This is a genomic window from Nocardia jejuensis NBRC 103114 (assembly GCF_001613145.1).
Lineage (GTDB): Bacteria > Actinomycetota > Actinomycetes > Mycobacteriales > Mycobacteriaceae > Nocardia > Nocardia jejuensis.
The window spans coordinates 1-18,824 of sequence record NZ_BDBU01000043.1; the positions used below are offsets into that span (position 1 = coordinate 1).

General features: G+C 68.5%; 16 protein-coding genes. 7 read left to right on the forward strand and 9 right to left on the reverse strand.

From position 1 onward, the window contains the following. Positions 1-251 precede the first annotated feature (251 nt). Entirely contained in the window at positions 252-554 is a 303-nt protein-coding gene (locus tag NJ1_RS28870; protein ID WP_067700165.1) for a DUF4193 domain-containing protein, read from the reverse strand. 391 nt (positions 555-945) lie between these two features. On the opposite strand from NJ1_RS28870, the gene cei reads away from it, so the two are divergent. Beyond that, the gene (gene cei, locus NJ1_RS28875) at positions 946-1,623 is read left to right on the forward strand and encodes an envelope integrity protein Cei (protein WP_067700486.1); all 678 of its coding nucleotides are present in this window, start codon (positions 946-948) and stop codon (positions 1,621-1,623) included. Between the two features lie 124 nt (positions 1,624-1,747). Here cei and NJ1_RS28880 read toward each other — a convergent pair whose 3' ends face one another. Further along, the gene (locus NJ1_RS28880; protein ID WP_067700168.1) at positions 1,748-2,770 is read right to left on the reverse strand and encodes an inositol monophosphatase family protein; all 1,023 of its coding nucleotides are present in this window, start codon (positions 2,768-2,770) and stop codon (positions 1,748-1,750) included. A 424-nt stretch (positions 2,771-3,194) separates the two neighbouring features. Here NJ1_RS28880 and ppgK point away from each other — a divergent pair, with 424 nt between their 5' ends. The 4 genes from ppgK to NJ1_RS28900 all read left to right on the forward strand — a co-directional run bounded on the left by ppgK (position 3,195) and on the right by NJ1_RS28900 (position 8,534). After that, a complete protein-coding gene (gene ppgK / locus NJ1_RS28885; RefSeq protein ID WP_067700489.1) occupies positions 3,195-3,953 on the forward strand; it encodes a polyphosphate--glucose phosphotransferase in 759 nt (252 codons plus the stop codon). Positions 3,954-4,101: 148 nt separating this feature from the next. After that, positions 4,102-5,490 carry an RNA polymerase sigma factor gene (locus NJ1_RS28890; protein WP_067700170.1) on the forward strand — a complete coding sequence of 463 codons (1,389 nt, stop codon included), beginning with the start codon at positions 4,102-4,104 and terminating at the stop codon, positions 5,488-5,490. Positions 5,491-5,829: 339 nt separating this feature from the next. Then, a complete protein-coding gene (locus tag NJ1_RS28895) occupies positions 5,830-6,855 on the forward strand; it encodes an MHYT domain-containing protein (protein ID WP_157574302.1) in 1,026 nt (341 codons plus the stop codon). A gap of 83 nt (positions 6,856-6,938) precedes the next feature. Beyond that, the gene (locus tag NJ1_RS28900) at positions 6,939-8,534 is read left to right on the forward strand and encodes a Na+/H+ antiporter (RefSeq protein WP_084478958.1); all 1,596 of its coding nucleotides are present in this window, start codon (positions 6,939-6,941) and stop codon (positions 8,532-8,534) included. Positions 8,535-8,576: 42 nt separating this feature from the next. Here NJ1_RS28900 and NJ1_RS28905 read toward each other — a convergent pair whose 3' ends face one another. From NJ1_RS28905 to NJ1_RS28915, 3 genes are all read right to left on the reverse strand, one after another. Then, complete coding sequence (locus tag NJ1_RS28905; protein WP_067700178.1) at positions 8,577-9,641, reverse strand: YdcF family protein; 1,065 nt, start codon at positions 9,639-9,641, stop codon at positions 8,577-8,579. 696 nt (positions 9,642-10,337) lie between these two features. Further along, positions 10,338-11,267, reverse strand: coding sequence for an ethanolamine ammonia-lyase subunit EutC (locus NJ1_RS28910; protein WP_084478959.1), 930 nt, complete (start codon positions 11,265-11,267; stop codon positions 10,338-10,340). Between the two features lie 51 nt (positions 11,268-11,318). After that, a complete protein-coding gene (locus NJ1_RS28915) occupies positions 11,319-12,734 on the reverse strand; it encodes an ethanolamine ammonia-lyase subunit EutB (RefSeq protein WP_067700181.1) in 1,416 nt (471 codons plus the stop codon). A 219-nt stretch (positions 12,735-12,953) separates the two neighbouring features. Here NJ1_RS28915 and NJ1_RS28920 point away from each other — a divergent pair, with 219 nt between their 5' ends. Beyond that, positions 12,954-13,817, forward strand: coding sequence for a rhomboid-like protein (locus NJ1_RS28920; RefSeq protein ID WP_067700184.1), 864 nt, complete (start codon positions 12,954-12,956; stop codon positions 13,815-13,817). A 22-nt stretch (positions 13,818-13,839) separates the two neighbouring features. Here the strand turns inward: NJ1_RS28920 and NJ1_RS28925 are convergent, their stop codons facing one another. The 4 genes from NJ1_RS28925 to NJ1_RS28940 all read right to left on the reverse strand — a co-directional run bounded on the left by NJ1_RS28925 (position 13,840) and on the right by NJ1_RS28940 (position 17,600). Next, positions 13,840-15,027: a cation:proton antiporter gene (locus tag NJ1_RS28925; protein WP_067700187.1), complete on the reverse strand. Its 1,188-nt coding sequence runs from the start codon at positions 15,025-15,027 to the stop codon at positions 13,840-13,842. A 4-nt stretch (positions 15,028-15,031) separates the two neighbouring features. Further along, a complete protein-coding gene (locus NJ1_RS28930) occupies positions 15,032-15,514 on the reverse strand; it encodes a cation:proton antiporter regulatory subunit (protein ID WP_067700497.1) in 483 nt (160 codons plus the stop codon). A gap of 139 nt (positions 15,515-15,653) precedes the next feature. After that, positions 15,654-16,028 (reverse strand): DUF952 domain-containing protein, encoded by a 375-nt coding sequence (locus NJ1_RS28935; RefSeq protein ID WP_067700500.1) that lies wholly within the window; start codon positions 16,026-16,028, stop codon positions 15,654-15,656. Positions 16,029-16,274: 246 nt separating this feature from the next. Next, positions 16,275-17,600 (reverse strand): aldehyde dehydrogenase family protein, encoded by a 1,326-nt coding sequence (locus NJ1_RS28940; protein ID WP_067700189.1) that lies wholly within the window; start codon positions 17,598-17,600, stop codon positions 16,275-16,277. A gap of 134 nt (positions 17,601-17,734) precedes the next feature. On the opposite strand from NJ1_RS28940, the gene NJ1_RS28945 reads away from it, so the two are divergent. Continuing rightward, positions 17,735-18,769, forward strand: coding sequence for an AraC family transcriptional regulator (locus tag NJ1_RS28945; RefSeq protein ID WP_084478960.1), 1,035 nt, complete (start codon positions 17,735-17,737; stop codon positions 18,767-18,769). The last annotated feature ends 55 nt before the right edge of the window (positions 18,770-18,824 follow it).

Here is an 18,824-nt window from a genome sequence, read left to right on the forward strand (position 1 = left end):
TCGCCGACCGCCCTCACCGTCGGGCAAGGTTGGCCGGGCAGGGTCGATGGGCCCGAACGAATCGGCCCGCGTCGGTGTCACCCGGCGCGCGCTGAAAGACTTACCGCGCCGGTGTGATCCGGCGCGGACGGTACTGCACTCCCGCGACGGGCTGATATGACGCGGGACGTGGACGTGCGGCTGTGCGAAGTCTGACCGCGCTCGGGGACACCGAGCGCGGGCTGACGGATTTCCTTATCGGAGACTGCGCCCTACGCGGCGCAGTCCATGCAGATCAACTGGCCGCCATGCTCATTGGCCAGTCGGCTGCGGTGGTGCACCAGGAAGCAGCTGGAACACGTGAACTCGTCGGCCTGCTTCGGGATGACCCGAACCGAGAGCACCTCCTCCGAAAGGTCCGCGCCGGGAAGCTCGAACGACTCCGCGGTATCGGATTCGTCGATATCCACGACGGCGGACGCGGCCTCGTTGCGACGAGCCTTCAGCTCCTCGAGCGAGTCCTCCGACACTTCGTCGGTTTCACTGCGCCGCGGTGCGTCATAGTCGGTTGCCATGTCGTCTTCCCCTCGTCCTTACTCCATAGATCCCGGACCGACGTCCCCTCCCGATCCCTGAGGAATCGGTCCGGTTCGCCGCCCCGCCCGTGGTGTACGTCACGTGTACACCGGTCACCGATCGGGCCGGATGCTCCTGATCCGCACCGGATCGCGCTGGGTCAACGCAGGACATGCCCTTGTTGTTCCCGAAATCGAACCCCCGATTCACCCCGGCGATTCGATCTGGGCCGCCAGACAATAGCGGACCCTAGAGCAAAAGTCGCAATCAAAACACACGTGATTCGAAACTGAGGGTCAATCGTCACCCGGCCGGGGACGCACCGAGACCTTGGGCGGACTTGCCGAGACCTTGCACGCGAGCTTCGCAACGTTTTCGTAGAGTATGGGCGTGGTTTCACTGATCACCCAAGGCTCACCGATCGACCCCAAGGGTCGTCCCTTCATTCGCCGACGCTGGGAACCGTGGGCTGCCATGGTGGGAATCGTCGCTCTGATCTGCGTCGGAGTGTGGTTCAAAGCACTCACCACCACCGAGAACGACCAGGGCGCCATGGCGTGCAACTCGCCGAGTCCGGCGGCTGCCAACTCCACGGTCAAGCCGACGTCGCTGGGCGAGCGGGTCTCACCCTCACGTCTGCGCGACGTGGAACCCGCGGCCCTGGCCGCGTCCAAGGTGCGCGTGTTCAACGCCAACGGCCAGCGTGGTCAGGCCGCCCATGTGGCCTCTCAGCTGGGCGATCTGGGTTTCGCCAGCGCACCGGACGTGCAGGCCGCCAACGACACGGTCTATGTGAACGGCGATCTCGAGTGCGCCGGGCAGATCCGGTTCGGCGTCAGCGGACGGCCCGCCGCCGCGGCGGTGCAGTTGGTCGCGCCGTGCGCGGAGCTGATCGAGGACCAGCGCACGGACGACACCGTCGACCTGGCACTGGGTTCGCTGTTCCGCGATCTGCGGCCGAGCACCGATGCCGAGGAGGTGTTGCGGTCGCTGAAGAATCCGGCGCCCGGCAGCGGCCCGGCCATCGATCCCAAGCTGCTCGACGCGGCCCGGCACGCCAAGTGCTGAATCGGAGGCGCCCGCCGCACTGCTGAGACGCGGTCCCGAGAAACACACCGGCCGAAGCACTTCCGTGAATCGCCGCGCCCGCCCGGGCGCGGCGATCGCCGTCTCAGGGGCGTATAGCCCGCTGTCAGGGGTTCGGGATAGGGGTGGTGACACCGATCCGCTCGAGCAGACCGGTCAGTTCCTCGCCGATGCCGGGCGCGGCGGCCATCACCAGCTCACCCGCGGCGCCGGTGGTTCCGGGCGCGGGCAGGATCACCCGTGCGCCCGCCTCGGCCGCGATGAGCGCGCCCGCGGCCCAGTCCCAGAGGTTGAGCCCGTGCTCGTAGTGCGCGTCCACCCGGCCCTCGGCCACCATGCACAGATCCAGTGCCGCGGAACCGATCCGGCGGATGTCGCGCACGTGCGGCAGCACCTGCGCGACCAGTTCGCCCTGCCGGGTGCGCCGCGCGGTGCCGTAGGCGAAGCCGGTGGCAACCAGCGCCATGCCCACCGAGTCGACCTCGTTGCAGCGCAACGGGATCAGCGAGTCGGCGGCCTCGGTGCGATCCGGGTCGGTGGCGACGCTCGGTTCGCCGGTGCCCACCGCGTCAGGGCCCACCGCGCCAGGCGCGTCCGTGCCCACCGTGCGATGCGCTCCCTGCCCGAGTCCCGCGCTGTAGGTCACGCCGTGCGCGACATCCGCGACCGCTCCCGCGACCGATCGCCCGCCGCGCACCGCAGCGACCGACACCGAGTAGGCCGGGATGCCGTAGACGAAGTTGACGGTCCCGTCGATCGGGTCGACCACCCAGTGCACGGTGTCCGGATCGTCCGCCAGACTGCCGCCGTCCTCCTCCCCCACCACGAGGTCACCCGGACGGATTTCGGCCAGCAGCTTGCGAATCAGCTGCTCCGTTTCGGTGTCCACGATCGTGACCGGGTCGGTCGGCGTGCTCTTGGACTGCACGGCGTCCGGCTGGGAGGCGCCGGGTCCGAAGACCTGCGGGCGGCGTTCGCGCACATGGGCTGCCGCGGTCTCGGCCAGCAGCACGGCCACTCGCCGGAGTTCGGCGATATCCGCCCGATTCTCGGAAGTGGTGTCGGGGTTCGTCGTCGGGGTCTGCGTCGAGGAGGTCACTCTGAATTCGGATTCCGGCACGAAGTCCATCGCAGCACAGATCCCGTGTCGCGCGCATTAGGCTTGTCGTGCACGACACAGCCCGCGCGAGTGCGGATACGGCTCGCGCAGGTGCGGATACGCCCCGGCGCGGGTGCCGGTACTCGGGTCGGCGTGGCGGGCCACGGAGCGCGGTTTCGGCACGGGTACTGTGCCGCGCACCGGATCCGTACTGTGCGCGCACCGCATCGGCACTGTGCCACGCACGGCATCGGCACTGTGCCACGCACCGCATCGGCACTGTGCCGCGCACCGCATCGGCACTGTGCCGCGCACCGCATCGGCACTGTGCCGCGCACCGCATCGGCACTGTGCCGCGCACCGCATCGGCACTGTGCCGCGCACCGGATCCAACGGCAGCATCGATGCGTCAGCATCCACCCACACGGCAGCACTGGGAGAACGAGGAGTCGTCATGTCCGCTCGGGGGCACGCGTTCGGTATCGACATCGGTGGCAGTGGCGTCAAGGGCGCCGAAGTGGATCTGTCCACCGGTGAATTGGTTCACGAGCGGATCAAGGTCGCCACACCGCATCCCTCCACACCGAACGCGGTGGCGGAAGCCGTCGCGAAAGTCGTCGCACAGGCCGGCTGGGACGGGCCGGTCGGCATCACCATGCCCAGCGTGGTGATCGGCGGGGTGATCCGCACGGCGGCCAATATCGACAAGTCCTGGATCGGGACCGATGCCCGCGCGCTGTTCGCCACGGCGCTCGGGGGTCGCGAGGTGACCGTCCTGAACGACGCCGACGCCGCCGGCATGGCCGAGGACCGCTACGGCGCGGCCAAGGATCTCGACGGCTTGGTCATGCTGCTCACCTTCGGGACCGGCATCGGGTCGGCGATCATGTACAACGGTGTCCTGATGCCCAACAGCGAGCTCGGGCACATGGAGATCGGCGGCAAGGAGGCCGAGCACCGCGCGGCGGCCTCGATCAAGGATCGCGACGGCCTGTCTTACCAGGAGTGGGCCGCGGAGGTCAGTACCGTGCTGATCGCGTTGGAAAATCTGTTCTGGCCGAACGTGTTCGTCGCGGGCGGTGGCATCAGTCGCGACTACCGTGAGTGGATTCCGTTGCTCACCAACAGAACCCCGGTGGTCGCGGCCGATTTGAGGAACTCGGCGGGCATCGTCGGAGCCGCCATGGCGGTCTCTAGCGGTATCGCACCGTGAGCACGCTGGTTCGATCGTTACAATGGAACAGTCCGGCGGTGAGCCGGTGAAACCAACCCGGCACTTGCGCCGGTAACCCCCGACAAACCGCTCCGCCGGATCACCCGTCTGGCGTGACGCCGCACGAGACCGTCACGAAAGGGCGTACGTGGTAGCCACGAATACCCAGGAGACCGCCGAATCGGCTGAACCGGCCGACTCCGCAGACACTGCCGCACGACCGGTCAAGAAGGCTGCCGCCAAGAAGGCTCCGGCCAAGAAGGCTGTAGCGAAGAAGGCCCCGGCGAAGAAAGCCGCAGCGAAGAAAGCCCCCGCCAAGAAGGCGGCGGGCAAGAAGGCCACCGGCCCCGACGGCGAAGTCGTCGAGGGCGGCGACGACGAGTCGGTGGAACTCGACGATCTCGGTGATATCGAGGTCGACGAGGTCGAACTGGTCGACGAGGAAGAGATCGTCGACGAGGTCGAGGACGAGGAGGAGGGCGCGCCCGCCGCCGAGGCGGAGGAGGCCGAAGAGGCCGAGGAGCCCACCGCCAAGGACAAGGCCTCCGGCGACTTCGTCTGGGACGAGGAGGAATCCGAGGCCCTGCGTCAGGCCCGCAAGGACGCCGAGCTCACCGCTTCGGCCGACTCGGTGCGCGCCTACCTCAAGCAGATCGGCAAGGTCGCGCTGCTGAACGCGGAGGAGGAGGTCGAACTCGCCAAGCGAATCGAGGCCGGCCTCTACGCCACCGAGAAGATGCGCGAGTTCGCCGAGAAGGGCGAGAAGCTACCGGTGCAGTCGCGCCGCGACTTCCAGTGGATCATGCGCGACGGCAACCGCGCCAAGAACCACCTGCTCGAGGCCAACCTGCGACTCGTCGTCTCGCTGGCCAAGCGCTACACCGGCCGCGGCATGGCGTTCCTGGACCTGATCCAGGAGGGCAACCTCGGTCTGATCCGCGCGGTCGAGAAGTTCGACTACACCAAGGGCTACAAGTTCTCCACGTACGCCACCTGGTGGATCCGTCAGGCGATCACCCGCGCGATGGCCGATCAGGCGCGCACCATCCGCATTCCGGTGCACATGGTCGAGGTCATCAACAAGCTGGGCCGTATCCAGCGTGAGCTGCTGCAGGACCTGGGCCGTGAGCCCACGCCCGAAGAGCTCGCCAAGGAAATGGACATCACTCCGGAGAAGGTCCTCGAGATCCAGCAGTACGCCCGCGAGCCGATCTCGCTGGATCAGACGATCGGTGACGAGGGCGATTCGCAACTCGGTGATTTCATCGAGGATTCCGAGGCCGTCGTCGCGGTCGACGCGGTGAGCTTCACCCTGCTGCAGGATCAGCTGCAGTCGGTGCTGGAAACGCTGTCCGAGCGCGAAGCCGGCGTGGTGCGCCTGCGCTTCGGCCTCACCGACGGCCAGCCCCGCACCCTGGACGAGATCGGTCAGGTCTACGGCGTGACGCGTGAGCGCATCCGTCAGATCGAGTCCAAGACCATGAGCAAGTTGCGGCACCCGAGCCGCTCGCAGGTCCTGCGGGATTACCTGGATTAGTCCGCCTTCGCGAACAGCCCTCGCGACTCGCGAAGCAGCCCTCGCGACAAGGCACACGACGAGCGCCGCCGAGATTTCTCGGCGGCGCTCGTCGTTTCTGGTTTCCGGGTGTGCATTGCACCGTTTGCCCGGATGTGACCGAGCACCGAATTCGAGTGAGTCGTGCATGACGGAAGACCCAATGTCATTGCACCGGAATCGAACCAGCCGCAGAGAAATTGTCGGCAAGATCATCCTTTCAATTTCCCAATCGGACAACTGCCCGGTACTGTTCGCTCGTCGCGGACCCAGAAGAGGTGTCCACGACCACGAAACCCCCCTTCTGGCAATGGAGTTCGAGTGCTGGAAATTCATCACTTTCAATACGGTTGGGTCACTCCGGTAGTGGCCTACACGATGTCCGTCGTCGGATCGCTGCTCGGTCTGCGCTGCACCGCTCGCGCCCGCTCGGGGGAAGGGCGCGAGGGCTGGCTGATCGCTGCGGCCGTCGCCATCGGCGGCACCGGCATCTGGGTCATGCATTTCGTTGCGATGCTCGGTTTCTCGATTCACGGCGCGAGCATTCGCTACAACGTGCCCTACACCCTGTTCAGTGCCGCCGTCGCCATCGTGGTGGTGTGGGCGGGCCTGTCCATCGTGGCGCGGGCGCACTGGGGCGGCTGGGAGCTGATCGCCGGTGGCACGGTCACCGGACTCGGTGTCGGCTCGATGCACTACGTCGGCATGTACGCCATGAAATCCGATGCGTCCATCGGCTATTCGTCCGGACTGGTGGCGCTGTCCATGGTGATCGCGGTGGTCGCTTCGATCGTGGCGCTGTGGTTCACGCTCAATATCGACCGGATCTTCGCCACCATCGGTGCGGCGTTGATCATGGGCGTGGCGGTGTGCGGCATGCATTACACCGGCATGGCCTCGATGAGCGCGCATCAGATGGATCACGCGAGCATGCCCGCGGGTGCGGGGGCGATGCAGTTGCTCGCGCCCCTGATGATCAGCGTGAGCATGGTGACCATGGTGCTGCTGATCCACGTCGGGCTCACCGAGGTGGACGACCGCAGCCGGGTCGCGGAGCCACAGCGTCCGACGGCGCCGCCGCAGCCGGAGGCCACCTGGTCGTTGCAGGCGAGTTCGGCAGCGGCACAGGACAATCACGCGCCGGCCAAGCATCCGGGTGGCCGGATGGGCAGCGCGCCGAGTGTGCCGAACAAACCTCAGAGCATCCTGGGCGCACCTGAGAACAATTACGGCTACGGCTCACCCGAGCGCGGAGCGCCCGATGCCGGCAACGGCTACAGCGACGGGCAATCGAGCAGTTCACCCGGGAATTTCGGGATGCCATCCGGCGGTCGCACCGCGTACTGAGTTCTGCCGAGGTTCTCCCGAACCGGCTGAGAAACCGGTTCGGGAGTTCGACTTTCCGGCACATCCACAGCAAACTGACTGATGTGGCGCACCACCAGTTCGAATTGATCTTCCTGGTCCTCTTCGCGACGATCCTGGCCCAACCGCTCGGCAAGCGGCTGGGCCAGGCTCCGGCGGTGCTCATGACCGCCTTCGGCGTGGTGCTGGCCTTGATACCGCAGGTCCCGGAGATTCGCCTGGACCCGCAGCTGATCCTGCCGCTGGTGCTGCCGCCGCTGCTCTACGCCTCGGCCCGGCGCACCTCGTGGCGGCAGTTCGCCGACAACTGGGGTGCGATCGTACTGCGGGCGGTGGTGCTGGTCATCGTGACGATCGCGGCCGTCGCCTGGGCCTTCCACGCCTGGTACCCGGCCGTTCCGATCGGTGCGGCGGTGGTGCTGGGGGCGGTGGTCGCCCCACCCGATCCGGTGGCGTTCTCGGCCCTGGCCGGGAAGCTCGGCCTGCCGCGCCGGCTGGTGTCGGTGATGGAGGGCGAGGGTCTGTTCAACGATGTGACCGCCATCGTGATCTATTCGGTCGCGGTGCAGGCGGTGGTGTCCGGACGGTTCTCCACGCTCGACGCGTTCGGGGAGTTCGCGCTCTCCGCGGTGGTCGGCGTGGCGGTGGGCCTGGTGCTCGGCTGGGCCGGCAGCAAGCTGATGGGGTGGCTGGACGAAGCGCCCTGGAAGGTCGCCCTGGGTTTGCTGCTGCCGTTCGCCGCGTACGGGATATCCGAATCTCGCGGCGGATCGGCCGTATTGGCGGTGCTGGTGTGCTCGCTGTACCTGACCGACGCCACCACCGATTTCAGCGACAGCGATTACCGGCTGGTCGGGGATTCCTTCTGGGAGATCACCGAAATGCTGGTCACCGGTTTCGCTTTCGGCCTGATCGGACTGGAACTGAGCACGGTGCTGCGCGACGCCGGGCCCGATTGGCCGCGCTACGTCGGCGGCGCGCTGATGGTGATCGCGGTCGTGGTGGGGCTGCGACTGATCTGGCTGCTCGCCACCACCTTGATCTTTCAGGGCTGGTGGCGACAGCGCGACGCGGACGAGCCGTACACCTGGCGCGAGACCATCGTCACCTGGTGGGCCGGTATGCGCGGCGTGGCGACCGTCGCGCTGGCCTTGGCCGTCCCGTTCACCACCGACTCCGGCGCGGAGTTCCCCGGCCGCACCGAAATCCTGTTCACCGCGTTCGCGGTCGTGCTGTTCACCCTGCTGCTGCAGGGCCCGACCCTGCCCGCGGTCGTGCGCGCCACCGGCGTGCACGCGGACACCGAACTCGAGCGCGCCATGGAGCGCCGGCTCTGGACCCGCGTTCTGCAGGCCGAACTCACCCAGCTCAAGACGATCGCCGACACCCAGCAACTTCCCGACGACGTCTACGAGCGCCTGCGCGACAACTTCGAACGCCGACTCGCCCAGGCGGACCCCGATGCCGCCGACCGCAATGCCCGCCTGTCCACCGATCGCACCCTGGCCTTCACCAAGAAGATGCGCGCCATCACCAACGAGGTGCTGGAAGCCGGTCGCGCCGAGGCCCTTTCGGCCCGCCGCGAACCCGGCATCGCGCCCGACGTGGTCGACCGGGTGATGCGCCGCCTGGACCTGCGCGCGAATTCGGGCCCGCCGTAAGAGATCCCGGCCCTACCGCGGGCGGGATTCCCCCGTCCACAGTCATTGCAGCAGTGCGAGTCCGACGGGCAGGTAAGCCGAGAGGCTGACCGTCACGACCGCCGTGAGCAGTACCGCGGCCGCCACGAGATTCGCTCTGCGGTGCCGCACCAGGATCGCGACGAACTCGCGCACGAACGCCGGGCGCACGAAGTAGCGCACGGTGCGGGCACCGGTGACCTGTGCGTCCAGGCCGAACCGGCGAGCCAGAGCGGCGGTGCGCAGGACGTGGAAGTCACTGGTCACCACCGTCATCGGCAGTCCGAGCGGGTCGAGGCCGCGGGCGCGCAACTCCTCGATGGTGAGGCGCAGGTTCTCCTCGGTATTGCGAGATCGGTTCTCGCGCACCAGCACATCGCCCGGTATTCCGGCGGCCTCGAGGTAGTCCGCCATGGCGTCGGCCTCGGCCACCACCTCCCCCGGACCCTGCCCGCCGGAGGTCACCAGCAGCGGCGTGCCGCCGTGCGCCACCTCGCCGCGATACACCTCCGCGGCTCGATTCAGCCGTTTGGCCAGCAGCTGCCCCACCTCGTGACCACGCAATCCGCAGCCGAGCACCACGATCACCTCGGCCCCGGGCCGCTGCGGCGCACGGGCGCACAGCACCGTGTATCCGACGAACGAGACCAGCTGTATCAGCACGAGCACTCCGAGCAGCGTCGCGACCGCGACCACCACGCGCACCCACACGGGCGTACCCGGATGCGGATCGATCACCTGAAACGCGATGAGCGGCAGCGTGATCACCCCGACCCCGATCACCGGAGCCACCGCGATCGACACCCGCAGTCCCTCCCGCCGGGTGAGCGCCACCCCGTTCGCGAGCAACCCGAGCCCGGCCGCGAGCAGTGACAGCGGTGGCAGCAGCAGGAACAGCAGCACCCCCGCCACAACCGAGGCCGCCGGAGCGAAGCGATGCAGCACCAGCACCGCCCACAGCGCCAGCGATCCCGTCGCACCCAGCAGGATCAGGCCCGTCAGGAGCCGCCGCCGACCCCGGATCACCCGCACCGTCCCCCACCCGGCCAACCCCGCACCGATCGCCAGAAGCACGTGCACCGCCGACATCACCACCGCCGTCCCTCTCCCTCGAGCCGAACAGTCGCCCGCCGCCACGCACGACCACACCACCGCCCGTCACATCACGGTCATCACCCGGCACCTACCCACTATGCCCGCGCTCACCCCCGTAACCCCTCGGCGAACCTCGGCCACCCCCGCTCGGACCCGTCCTCTGCCGCCCTCGACCACGCCCCGCCCACCGAACAGACGCCTTCGTGACCTCGCCCACTCGGCTCGGTCTCACCCTCCGAACCGGGGACGACACCGCGGCATCGCCTGACCACGCCCAACCGGGATCCCGTTCCACTCGGGCGCTGGCTGACGACCGGCAGACGCGAGAACTGGGTTGATCGCCGCGCCCACGAACACCAGGGGCGGTAGTTCTGGTCCTCGTTTCACCTCGACAGTCCGAGAAATGCCGACGGCCTCACCCGAATCCGGGTCGACCCAAGGCCGGAGTGTCCGCCGCCGCCAGGACCGGCGCGGAGGTGGCGCGGGTCTGATGGGTCGAGGTGTCCTCGACGTCGACAACCGAGCGGCCAGGCTGCGCTCGTCTAGGTGGCCGAGGTGACTTGGGCGTGGGTTCGTCCGCGCGCCCACGAAGGGCCTGGCAGGTAGCTCTGGTCCGGGCACTCCACCGCGACAATCCGAGGGGCGCGGTGGCCCACTCGCCGATGGCCGCACCCGAATCGGGGTCGATGCCTAGGCCGGGATATCCGCCGCTTCCAGAACCGGCGCGGAGGTCGTGAGGGTCTGGTGGGTCGAGGTGTCCTTGACGTCGACGCCCGAGCGGCCCAGGCGGCGCGCTCCTTCGAGGAGACCGAGGGTGACCTGGGCGGCGCGGGCGTAGGTGAGGCCCTCGGGTGGGTGGATGTTGGAGACGCAGTTGCGTTCTGAGTCGGCGCGGCCGGGGCGCGGGAGGTGGGTGAGGTAGATGCCCAGGCTGTCGGCCACCGACAGGCCGGGGCGTTCGCCGATGAGGACCAGGACCGTGCCGACGCCGAGGGCCTGGCCGATGTGGTCGCCCAGGGCGACACGGGCCTGCGTGGCGATGACCGGCGGAGCCAGCGTGTAGCGGTCCCCGAGCAGGTCGGACAGCGCGGCGAGCATGGGAACAGCGTGATCGGTCAGGGCTCGCGGGGAGAGACCGTCGGCCAGCACGACACCGATGTCCGCGCCCGCGGTGATCCCTTCGGCCAGGGATGAGAACTGCTGTGCGGCACCGTGTTCCCCCTCGCTCTCGGTCTGGATGTCCGCCGAGGCTCGCGGAGAAGACCGCGCGGTGGAGGTCTCCGATCCGGCGGGGAGTCTGCCCAGATCGGGGCGGCGCAGGTACTCGGCGCGGTCGGCGGCGCGGCTGCGTACGTGCACGGGGTGCCCGAGGCCGAGGTCGGCGACTCGACGGGCCAGCGCGTCGACGTCGAGTGGAGTGTGGACCGCGTCCCGGGCGGCGGCGTGCGCGGCCCGGAATCGAAGCACCTCGCGGGTGGGGAGCGCGTCACCGGTGCGTCCCAACCCGATCCGCGACTGGGTCGTACGCCGCAGCTCGGACCAGAAGTCCTCTGCCGCAGTGTTTTCCGTGCGATCGACGTCAGCGGCGAATTCGGCGGGGTGGTCGGCGCCGTTCAGCATCGGGGTTCCCTTTCCGGTAGCGCGCTGTTCACAGCGCATCTCTCACGCAGGTCACGGCGCACTCGTCAGGGCACGCAGCGGGGAGGACCGGGGTTCCACGGGCAGGACACGCCCGTCGGCGCCCATCATGCCCAGGCGGTCGAGCCAGGCCTCGAATTCGGGAGCAGGCCTGAGCCCCAGCACTTTTCGCACGTACAGCGCGTCGTGGTAGGCGAGGCTCTGATACCCGAGCATGACGTCGTCGGCTCCGGGCACCGCTATCACGAAGGCACATCCCGCCGCGCCCAGCAGGGTCAGCAGCGTGTCCATATCGTCCTGGTCGGCCTCGGCGTGATTGGTGTAGCAGACATCCACACCCATCGGCAGTCCGAGCAACTTGCCACAGAAGTGGTCCTCGAGCCCGGCGCGGACGATCTGCTTACCGTCGTACAGGTATTCGGGCCCGATGAATCCGACGACCGTATTGACCAGCAGCGGATCGAGGTCGCGCGCGACGGCGTAGGCGCGGGCCTCCAGCGTCTGCTGATCGACGGGCTTACCGCCCGCGCCCAGGTGCGCGCCCGCCGAAAGCGCCGATCCCTGACCGGTTTCCAGGTACATCACATTGTCCCCGACGGTCCCGCGCCGCAGCGACCGTCCGGCCTCATCGGCCTCGCGCAACAGCGAGATGTTCACCCCGAAACCACTGTTCGCGCCCTCGGTGCCCGCGATCGACTGGAACACCAGGTCCACCGGCGCACCGGCCTCGATCAATCCGATGGTCGTGGTGACATGCGAGAGCACGCACGACTGGGTCGGGATGTCGAAGCGCCGGCGCACCTCGTCGAGCAGTTTCAGCAGATCCCCTGTGGCGCGCGGCGAGTCGGTGGCCGGATTGATGCCGATCACCGCATCCCCGCATCCCAGCAGCAGCCCGTCGAGCACCGCGGCCGCGATTCCGCGCGGATCGTCGGTGGGATGGTTGGGCTGCAATCGGGTCGCCAGCGTGCCGGGCAGTCCGATGGTGCTGCGGAATCCGGCCCGCACCCGGACCGCCTTCGCCACCGCGATCAGATCCTGATTGCGCATGAGTTTGCTGACGGCGGCTACCATTTCGGGTGTCAGCCCGCGTGACACCGCCGCCAGAACGCCCGCGGCCGTGTCGGTGGCCGCGACCGCGAGCAGCCAGTCTCGCAGACCACCGACGGTGAGATGCGAAACCCGCTGGAACGCAACGCGATCGTGGGTGTCGATGATCAGCCGGGTGACCTCGTCGGTCTCGTACGGCACCACCGGGTCGTTCAGGAACGTGGTGAGCGGCACGTCGGCCAGCGCCCACTGGGCGGCGGCGCGTTCGGCGTCCGAATGGGCCGCGCATCCGGCGAGCTCGTCGCCGCTGCGCAGCGGTGTGGCCTTGGCCAGCAGGTCCACCAGCCCGTCGAAGGTGTAGCCGGTCCCGCCGATGCGCTGGTGATACAGGGTCGTCATGGGATGTCCGGTGCTCCTCGGGTGCTCGGGCCCGGCAGCTGTCCGGGGCACACCTCCGATCCTCCGGACCCATGTTGCTGCGGTGTAACCGATGGTTTCCGTGGACATTAATGCGCATCGAGCGCACCGGGACACCGCCGGATACCATGACCGGGACGCCCCGATGGGACGTCGGTTCACACGGCGACATCACACGCACGCGAGAACGGACACCATCACATGTCACTGGCCACCTATGAGCCGCCCTGGCTCCGCTCGATCGATCTCGGGGACGAGATCCGGGGTCTGGCGTCCTGGTGGCAACAACCGCATCGGGCGCGCCGGGCGATCGCCGCCTACCGTGATCTGCTGGCCGTCACGCCCGCGTCCATCGCGTACGCCTTCACCCTCTTCGTGACGTGGTGGACGCTGCGCGGCGCGAGCGATATGGTCGGCCGCCGCCTGATCCTGTCCGCGTCCACGAATCTCCGCAATATGCAACGAGATCCGATCCAGGTGCTGCTGGCCTCCGCGTTCTGGACCGATGGCGGCTTCCCGTGGCCGGACATCCTGATCCTGCTGACCCTGATGGCGCTCGCGGAGCGCTGGCTCGGTTCACTGCGCTGGATCGTGGTGGTGGCGTTCGGGCATATCGGCGCGACGCTGATCACCGTGGTCGGCATCGCGCACAAGGTGGATCAGGAGTTGATTCCGCTGCGGGTGACGATCGCCGCGGATGTGGGCCCCAGCTACGGCATCTCGGCCATGCTGGCGGTGCTGACCTACCGTCTGCGCGGCGTCCCGCGCCTGCTGTGGGCCCTGGGCCTGCTGCTCTGGTACGGCTGGAGCGTCTGGCAGAACCGCACCTTCACCGATTACGGCCACTTCTTCGCCCTGCTGATCGGATTCGCCATCGGCGGGCTCGCGCTGGTGCTGTCCCGGCGCTTCGTCGAGCGACGCGCTCGCAAGGCGCTCGCCGACCCCGAAAAGGCCTATTCCGCAGTCGAATCGGAGCCCGGCGACACCCCCGCACCGTTCTCCGGAGCGACCGGAACACCGGTTTCCGAGGGAATCGACGCGTCGGCTCAGGACCGGAAAGTCTGATCGCGCCCGGACCGCACCCGGCTCACCGCCCGATCGGATCGACCGCACCCCGATCGCGCTGCGCGAGCCGCACCGCCGGTTCCACGAGCCGGGCGGCGATCGGCCCCAGCACCGCCATCATCAGCACGTAGGCCGAGGCCAGCGCGGCCAGCCGCGGATCCACCCCGCCGACCGACACCGCGAGTCCCGCGATGACGATCGAGAACTCCCCGCGCGCCACCAGCGCCGCTCCCGCCCGCGCACGACCCATCCGGCGGATCCCCTGCCGGCGCGCCGCCCACCAGCCGGTGCCGATCTTGGTCAGCGCCGTGACGATCGCCAGCAGCACCGCCCAGCCCAGCACCGGCGGGATCGCCCGCGGATCGGTATTGAGACCGAACGCCACGAAGAAGATCGCCGCGAACAGATCCCGCAGCGGTTCCAGCAGTTTCGCGGCCTCCTGTGCGGTGGATCCCGAGATCGCGATGCCGAGCAGGAACGCGCCCACCGCCGCGGACACATTGAGCGCCGAGGCCGCACCGGCCACCAGCAGCGCCGCCCCGAGCAGCTTGAGCAGGAACACCTCCGGGTCGCTGCTGTCCACGAGCGCGGACACGTACCGGCCGTAGCGCAGCGCCACCACCAGCACGACGGTGATCGCGACGAGCGCGATCGCGAGCGATTCGAGCCCGGCCAGGAAGCTCATGCCCGCGAGCATCATGGTCAGGATCGGCAGGTACACCGCCATCGCCAGATCCTCGAATACCAGGATGGACAGGATGACCGGTGTCTCGCGGTTACCCAGCCGTCCGAGATCGTTGAGCACCTTGGCGACGATCCCGGACGAGGAGATGTAGGTGACGCCGGCCATGGTGACCGCGCCGACCGGACCCCACCCCAGCAGCAGGGCGACCAGAGCGCCCGGCGTGGCGTTGGCGACGATATCGAGCAGACCGGCCAGCCAGTCGCGACGCAGTCCGGTCACCAATTCCGCTGCGGTGTACTCCAATCCGAGCAGCAACAGCAGCAGCACCACGCCGATCTCACCGGCGAGGTGGCCGAATTCCGCAGCTGCCTTCATCTGCACGATGCCGCCCTCACCGAAGGCGAGCCCGCCGAGCAGATACAGCGGAATCGGTGACATGCCGAATCGACCGGCCACACGTCCCATCATTCCCAGCGCGAACAAGATCACGCCGAGCTGAAGCAGAGCTAGGCCGGTCGAGTCCACCGGCTCAGCCGTCGGCCAGGATGCGAGTGGCCGCGTCCAGCCCGTGCGGCGTTCCGACGACTACCAGCAGGTCACCGGAGTCCAGGACGAAGTCCGGGCCCGGCGACGGGTGCAACTGCCCGGCGCGCATGACCGCGACGATGGAGGACTTGGTGCGCGTGCGCATCCCGGTCTCGCCGAGCATCCGCCCGTGATACGGGGAATTGGTGCCGATCGGCAGCTGCCTGGTGGTGATCCCGGGTAGGTCGGCGTGCTCCTCCTTGAGCTGCTGTACCAGCTGTGGAGCACCCAGCAGATTGGCGAGCACGGCCGCCTCGTCCGTGGTCAGCGGCACCTGTGCCAGGCAGGCGTCCGGGTCGTCACGCTGCGAGACGATCAGGTCGATCCCGCCGTCCCGGTGTGCGACCACACCGATCCGACGGCCCGATCGGGCCTCGAAATCCTTCCGCACACCGATACCTGGCAAGGCAGTAACGTCGACGTTCACGCGTTCACAGTAGGCCAGATCGGCGCGATCACACCGCAACGGGCAAACCCGATCGAACAGCGTCTTTGCGACACGGCGGACGCGCGGGCTCGGCTCGTTCGGGGTGCGGTTCCACGGGCCGTATCGGCCCGGGTGGCTCTCACCCCTCCACGAGCGGGGCGAACACCCCGTCCGGCCCGGGAGCGAACTCGCGCACCTCGACGACCGCGGCCAACGGCAGCGGCCCGAAAAGGTGCGGAAACAGCATCGAGTCCGGATCGGTCGGCACGCCCGGCTCCCATTTCACGGGCGATCCGAGCCGCGCCGGGTCCAGCCACAGCAGCACCAGATCGGTCCTCCCCGCGAAGATCCGATTGGCGGGCAGATGCGCCTGATACGGCGCCGACAGATGAATGAACCCCGCCTCGTCCAGCGACGCCGCCCGATACTCCCCCGCCGCGCGCGCGTCCTCCCATTCCGCGCGCCCGCAGATGTGCACCAGCGCTTCGGAAGTCGCCCCGCTCTCGGTTCCCATATCGCCCACACCCTTCACCGTCGGATTCCACCTGAGCACCAAGTGTCGCGCAGAAAACGGTGCGGCCCCAGCCGTCCCGGCCCGCGTGGTCCGCCGCACGGCACCTGCCGACCGTGGATTCGCCGAGCAGAGCGGAACACGAGCGGGCCGGTCAGCCCGTGAGCCGAACAGCCCGTGACCGGGAACGAGGCACCGCGAGGTCGTGACCACCGGCGCGTTCGACCTCGAGCGAGCGACCGGGTGTGCTCAGTACGGGCGGGGCCGATCCAGGTGCACCGCAACATCATTGACGCCAACCCGAGCCGGCGCGAAGCGGCCCATCGCGCGTGCGCCCACCGAGGCGTCGGTCGTCCACACACTCACGCTGGGCCCGAGCGGGGTCTTCAGGGCGAGTTCGAACGCCTCCCCCGCGTCCGCGGCGCGCACGACCGGCAGTACCGGGCCGAGCGTCTGATGATTGAGCACCGCCATCGACGGATCCACGTCACCGAGCACCGTCGGCTCGAACAGGTGCCCGGCGCCGGTCCCGCCGCAGCGCAGCGTCGCCCCCTTCAACAGCGCGTCGCGCACCTGTTCACGCACGAGCTCGACCTGCGCGGCCGAGGTCATGACCCCGGTGTCCTCCTCGTCGCCGAGCATGGGCCCGAAGGCGGCCGTCTCGGCGGCCAGCTTCGTGAGAAAGGCGTCGTACACCGAACTTTCGACGTAGACGCGCTCGATGCTGTTGCAGCTCTGCCCGCCGTTCGCGAGTCCGCCGAGTGCGATGCAGGCGGCCGCCTGATCCAGATCGGCATCGGCCAGCACCACCGCCGCGGACTTCCCGCCCAGGTCCAGACAGCAGGGGATCAGCCGCGCGGCCGCGCGCAGCGCCACGATCTTGCCGGTTGCCACGCTCCCGGTGAAGCGGATGTGGTCGACGCTGTCGAGCAGCGCCGGGCCCGCCTCGGGTCCGGCGACCGACTCGAAAACGGCGGGCGCGCCGAGGCTCGTCCAGCCCGCGGTGACGGCGCGCATGGTCAGCGGCGTCTGCGAGGACGACTTCACGATCACCGCCGCACCCGACACCAGGGCGGGCACGGCGTCGAACATGGCCAGCGCCAACGGATATGTCCACGGTCCGATCACCCCGACCACCGCGCAGGCGTGATTGGCGACGGCGACCCGCAGCGTGGTCGTCGGGCGCACGAAGTCCTGTGCGTGCCGGCTGCCGAGGAATCCGGCGGCGTGCGCGCGGTGATAGTCGAGCGCTTCCACGGCCAGGGCGAATTCGGCGTCGGCCTCGGATTCGGTCTTGCCGGTTTCGCGCCGCAGCAGTCCGGCGATCGGATCGCGGTTGTCCAGCAACCAGTTCCGGAACTGGGTCAGCCAGTGCACGCGTCCGACGACGCCGAGCGAGCGCCACAGTGCGCCGTTGTCCCGGAGTCGATCGACGCGCTCGCGCACCTGCTCGGGCGACTTCGTCGAAATGGTGTCGATCACGTGGCCGTCGGCGGGCGCGATCACGGTCAGCATCGGCGGTCGGGCCTTTCCGGCTTCCGGCACCTGGGTCTGGGTTACCAGCGCTGTGCGCATGAAAACCACCGTAGGGCCGGTGATTTCGAGCGACCAGCTGGCAATCGGCCAGGAATCAGCGAATATAGGCCGGAACAGGCAACTTACCGGCCGGTATCGGCCCGCGAACGCCGAAAGTTTGCGAGTATGCCTGAGTGACGGAAGAGTTGGGTCAACTACGTTCCATCACCAGCACGGCCCTCTTGGCCGATTTCGCGCTGGGCCGGGGCCTGACCGTACGGTCGGTTCTGGAGGGAAGCGGTCTCCGCGAAGTCGATCTTCGTGATCCGTCCACGGAAATCACTCTGAGCCAAGAGTTCTCGGTGATGAGCAATGTGGTCACCGGCATCGAGGACGAGCCGGGCCTGGGCCTGCTCGCCGGCCTGCTGTGTCATCCCCCCGCCATGGGCGTGCTCGGTTTCGCGTTGATGAGCAGTGCCACGCTGCGCCACGCCATGGACATCGCGCTGCGCTACACCGACCTCTCGTTCACCGCCGCCTCGCATTCCATCGAGGAGAACGGTGACCAGGTCTGGGTGCTGCGCGACGACAGCATGCTGCCCGAGCACCTCCGCCGCTTCGCCCTCGAGCGCGACCTGGCCGCCATCGCTACCATGCAGCAGGACCTGCTGCCCATGCGCATCCCCGCCATCCGCGTCGAGTTGTTCGTGGAGGCGCATCCGATCTACGAGATGTTCGGCGCGGTGTTCGGGGTCGAGGACGTCGTCTTCTCCGCACCCAAGTCCCGGATCGCCTTCAAGGCCAGCACGCTGGAAACCCCGCTCCCCCAGTCGAACATCTCCACCGCCCGGTTCTACGAGCAGCAGTGCAACGATCTGATGGAGAGCAGGCACAGCCGCGGCGGCCTCAGCGGCCGCGTCCGTCAACTCTTGATCCGGCACGGCGGCTCGGCGGATCAGACCCGCATCGCCGCGGATCTGGACGTCAGCGTCCGCACCCTGCGCCGTCGCCTGGCGGAGGAGGGCACCACCTTCCGCGAGCTCAGCACCGAGACCGTCGGCCTGCTCGCGGAGGAGCTGCTGATCGCCGGCCTCACCGTCGAACAGGCCGCCGAGCGCCTCGGCTACTCCAGCGTGTCGGCGTTCGCCTCGGCCTTCCGGACCTGGAAGGGCCAGTCGCCCGGGCACTTCGGCCGCCTGCATCGCGGTCGCGCCACCGTGCGTTCCTGACTCGGCAGCCGCACCCGGCACGCCCGCGATCCACCCATGCCCGTGCCCCCTACCA

Excerpts from the sequence above, each read along its gene's own strand:
- NJ1_RS28870 (WP_067700165.1), bottom strand. The coding sequence starts at position 554 with ATGGCAACCGACTATGACGCACCGCGGCGCAGTGAAACCGACGAAGTG.
- NJ1_RS28880 (WP_067700168.1), bottom strand. The coding sequence starts at position 2,770 with ATGGACTTCGTGCCGGAATCCGAATTCAGAGTGACCTCCTCGACGCAG.
- ppgK (WP_067700489.1), top strand. The coding sequence starts at position 3,195 with ATGTCCGCTCGGGGGCACGCGTTCGGTATCGACATCGGTGGCAGTGGC.
- NJ1_RS28905 (WP_067700178.1), bottom strand. The coding sequence starts at position 9,641 with ATGTCGGCGGTGCACGTGCTTCTGGCGATCGGTGCGGGGTTGGCCGGG.
- NJ1_RS28910 (WP_084478959.1), bottom strand. The coding sequence starts at position 11,267 with ATGCTGAACGGCGCCGACCACCCCGCCGAATTCGCCGCTGACGTCGAT.
- NJ1_RS28915 (WP_067700181.1), bottom strand. The coding sequence starts at position 12,734 with ATGACGACCCTGTATCACCAGCGCATCGGCGGGACCGGCTACACCTTC.
- NJ1_RS28920 (WP_067700184.1), top strand. The coding sequence starts at position 12,954 with ATGTCACTGGCCACCTATGAGCCGCCCTGGCTCCGCTCGATCGATCTC.
- NJ1_RS28935 (WP_067700500.1), bottom strand. The coding sequence starts at position 16,028 with ATGGGAACCGAGAGCGGGGCGACTTCCGAAGCGCTGGTGCACATCTGC.
- NJ1_RS28940 (WP_067700189.1), bottom strand. The coding sequence starts at position 17,600 with ATGCGCACAGCGCTGGTAACCCAGACCCAGGTGCCGGAAGCCGGAAAG.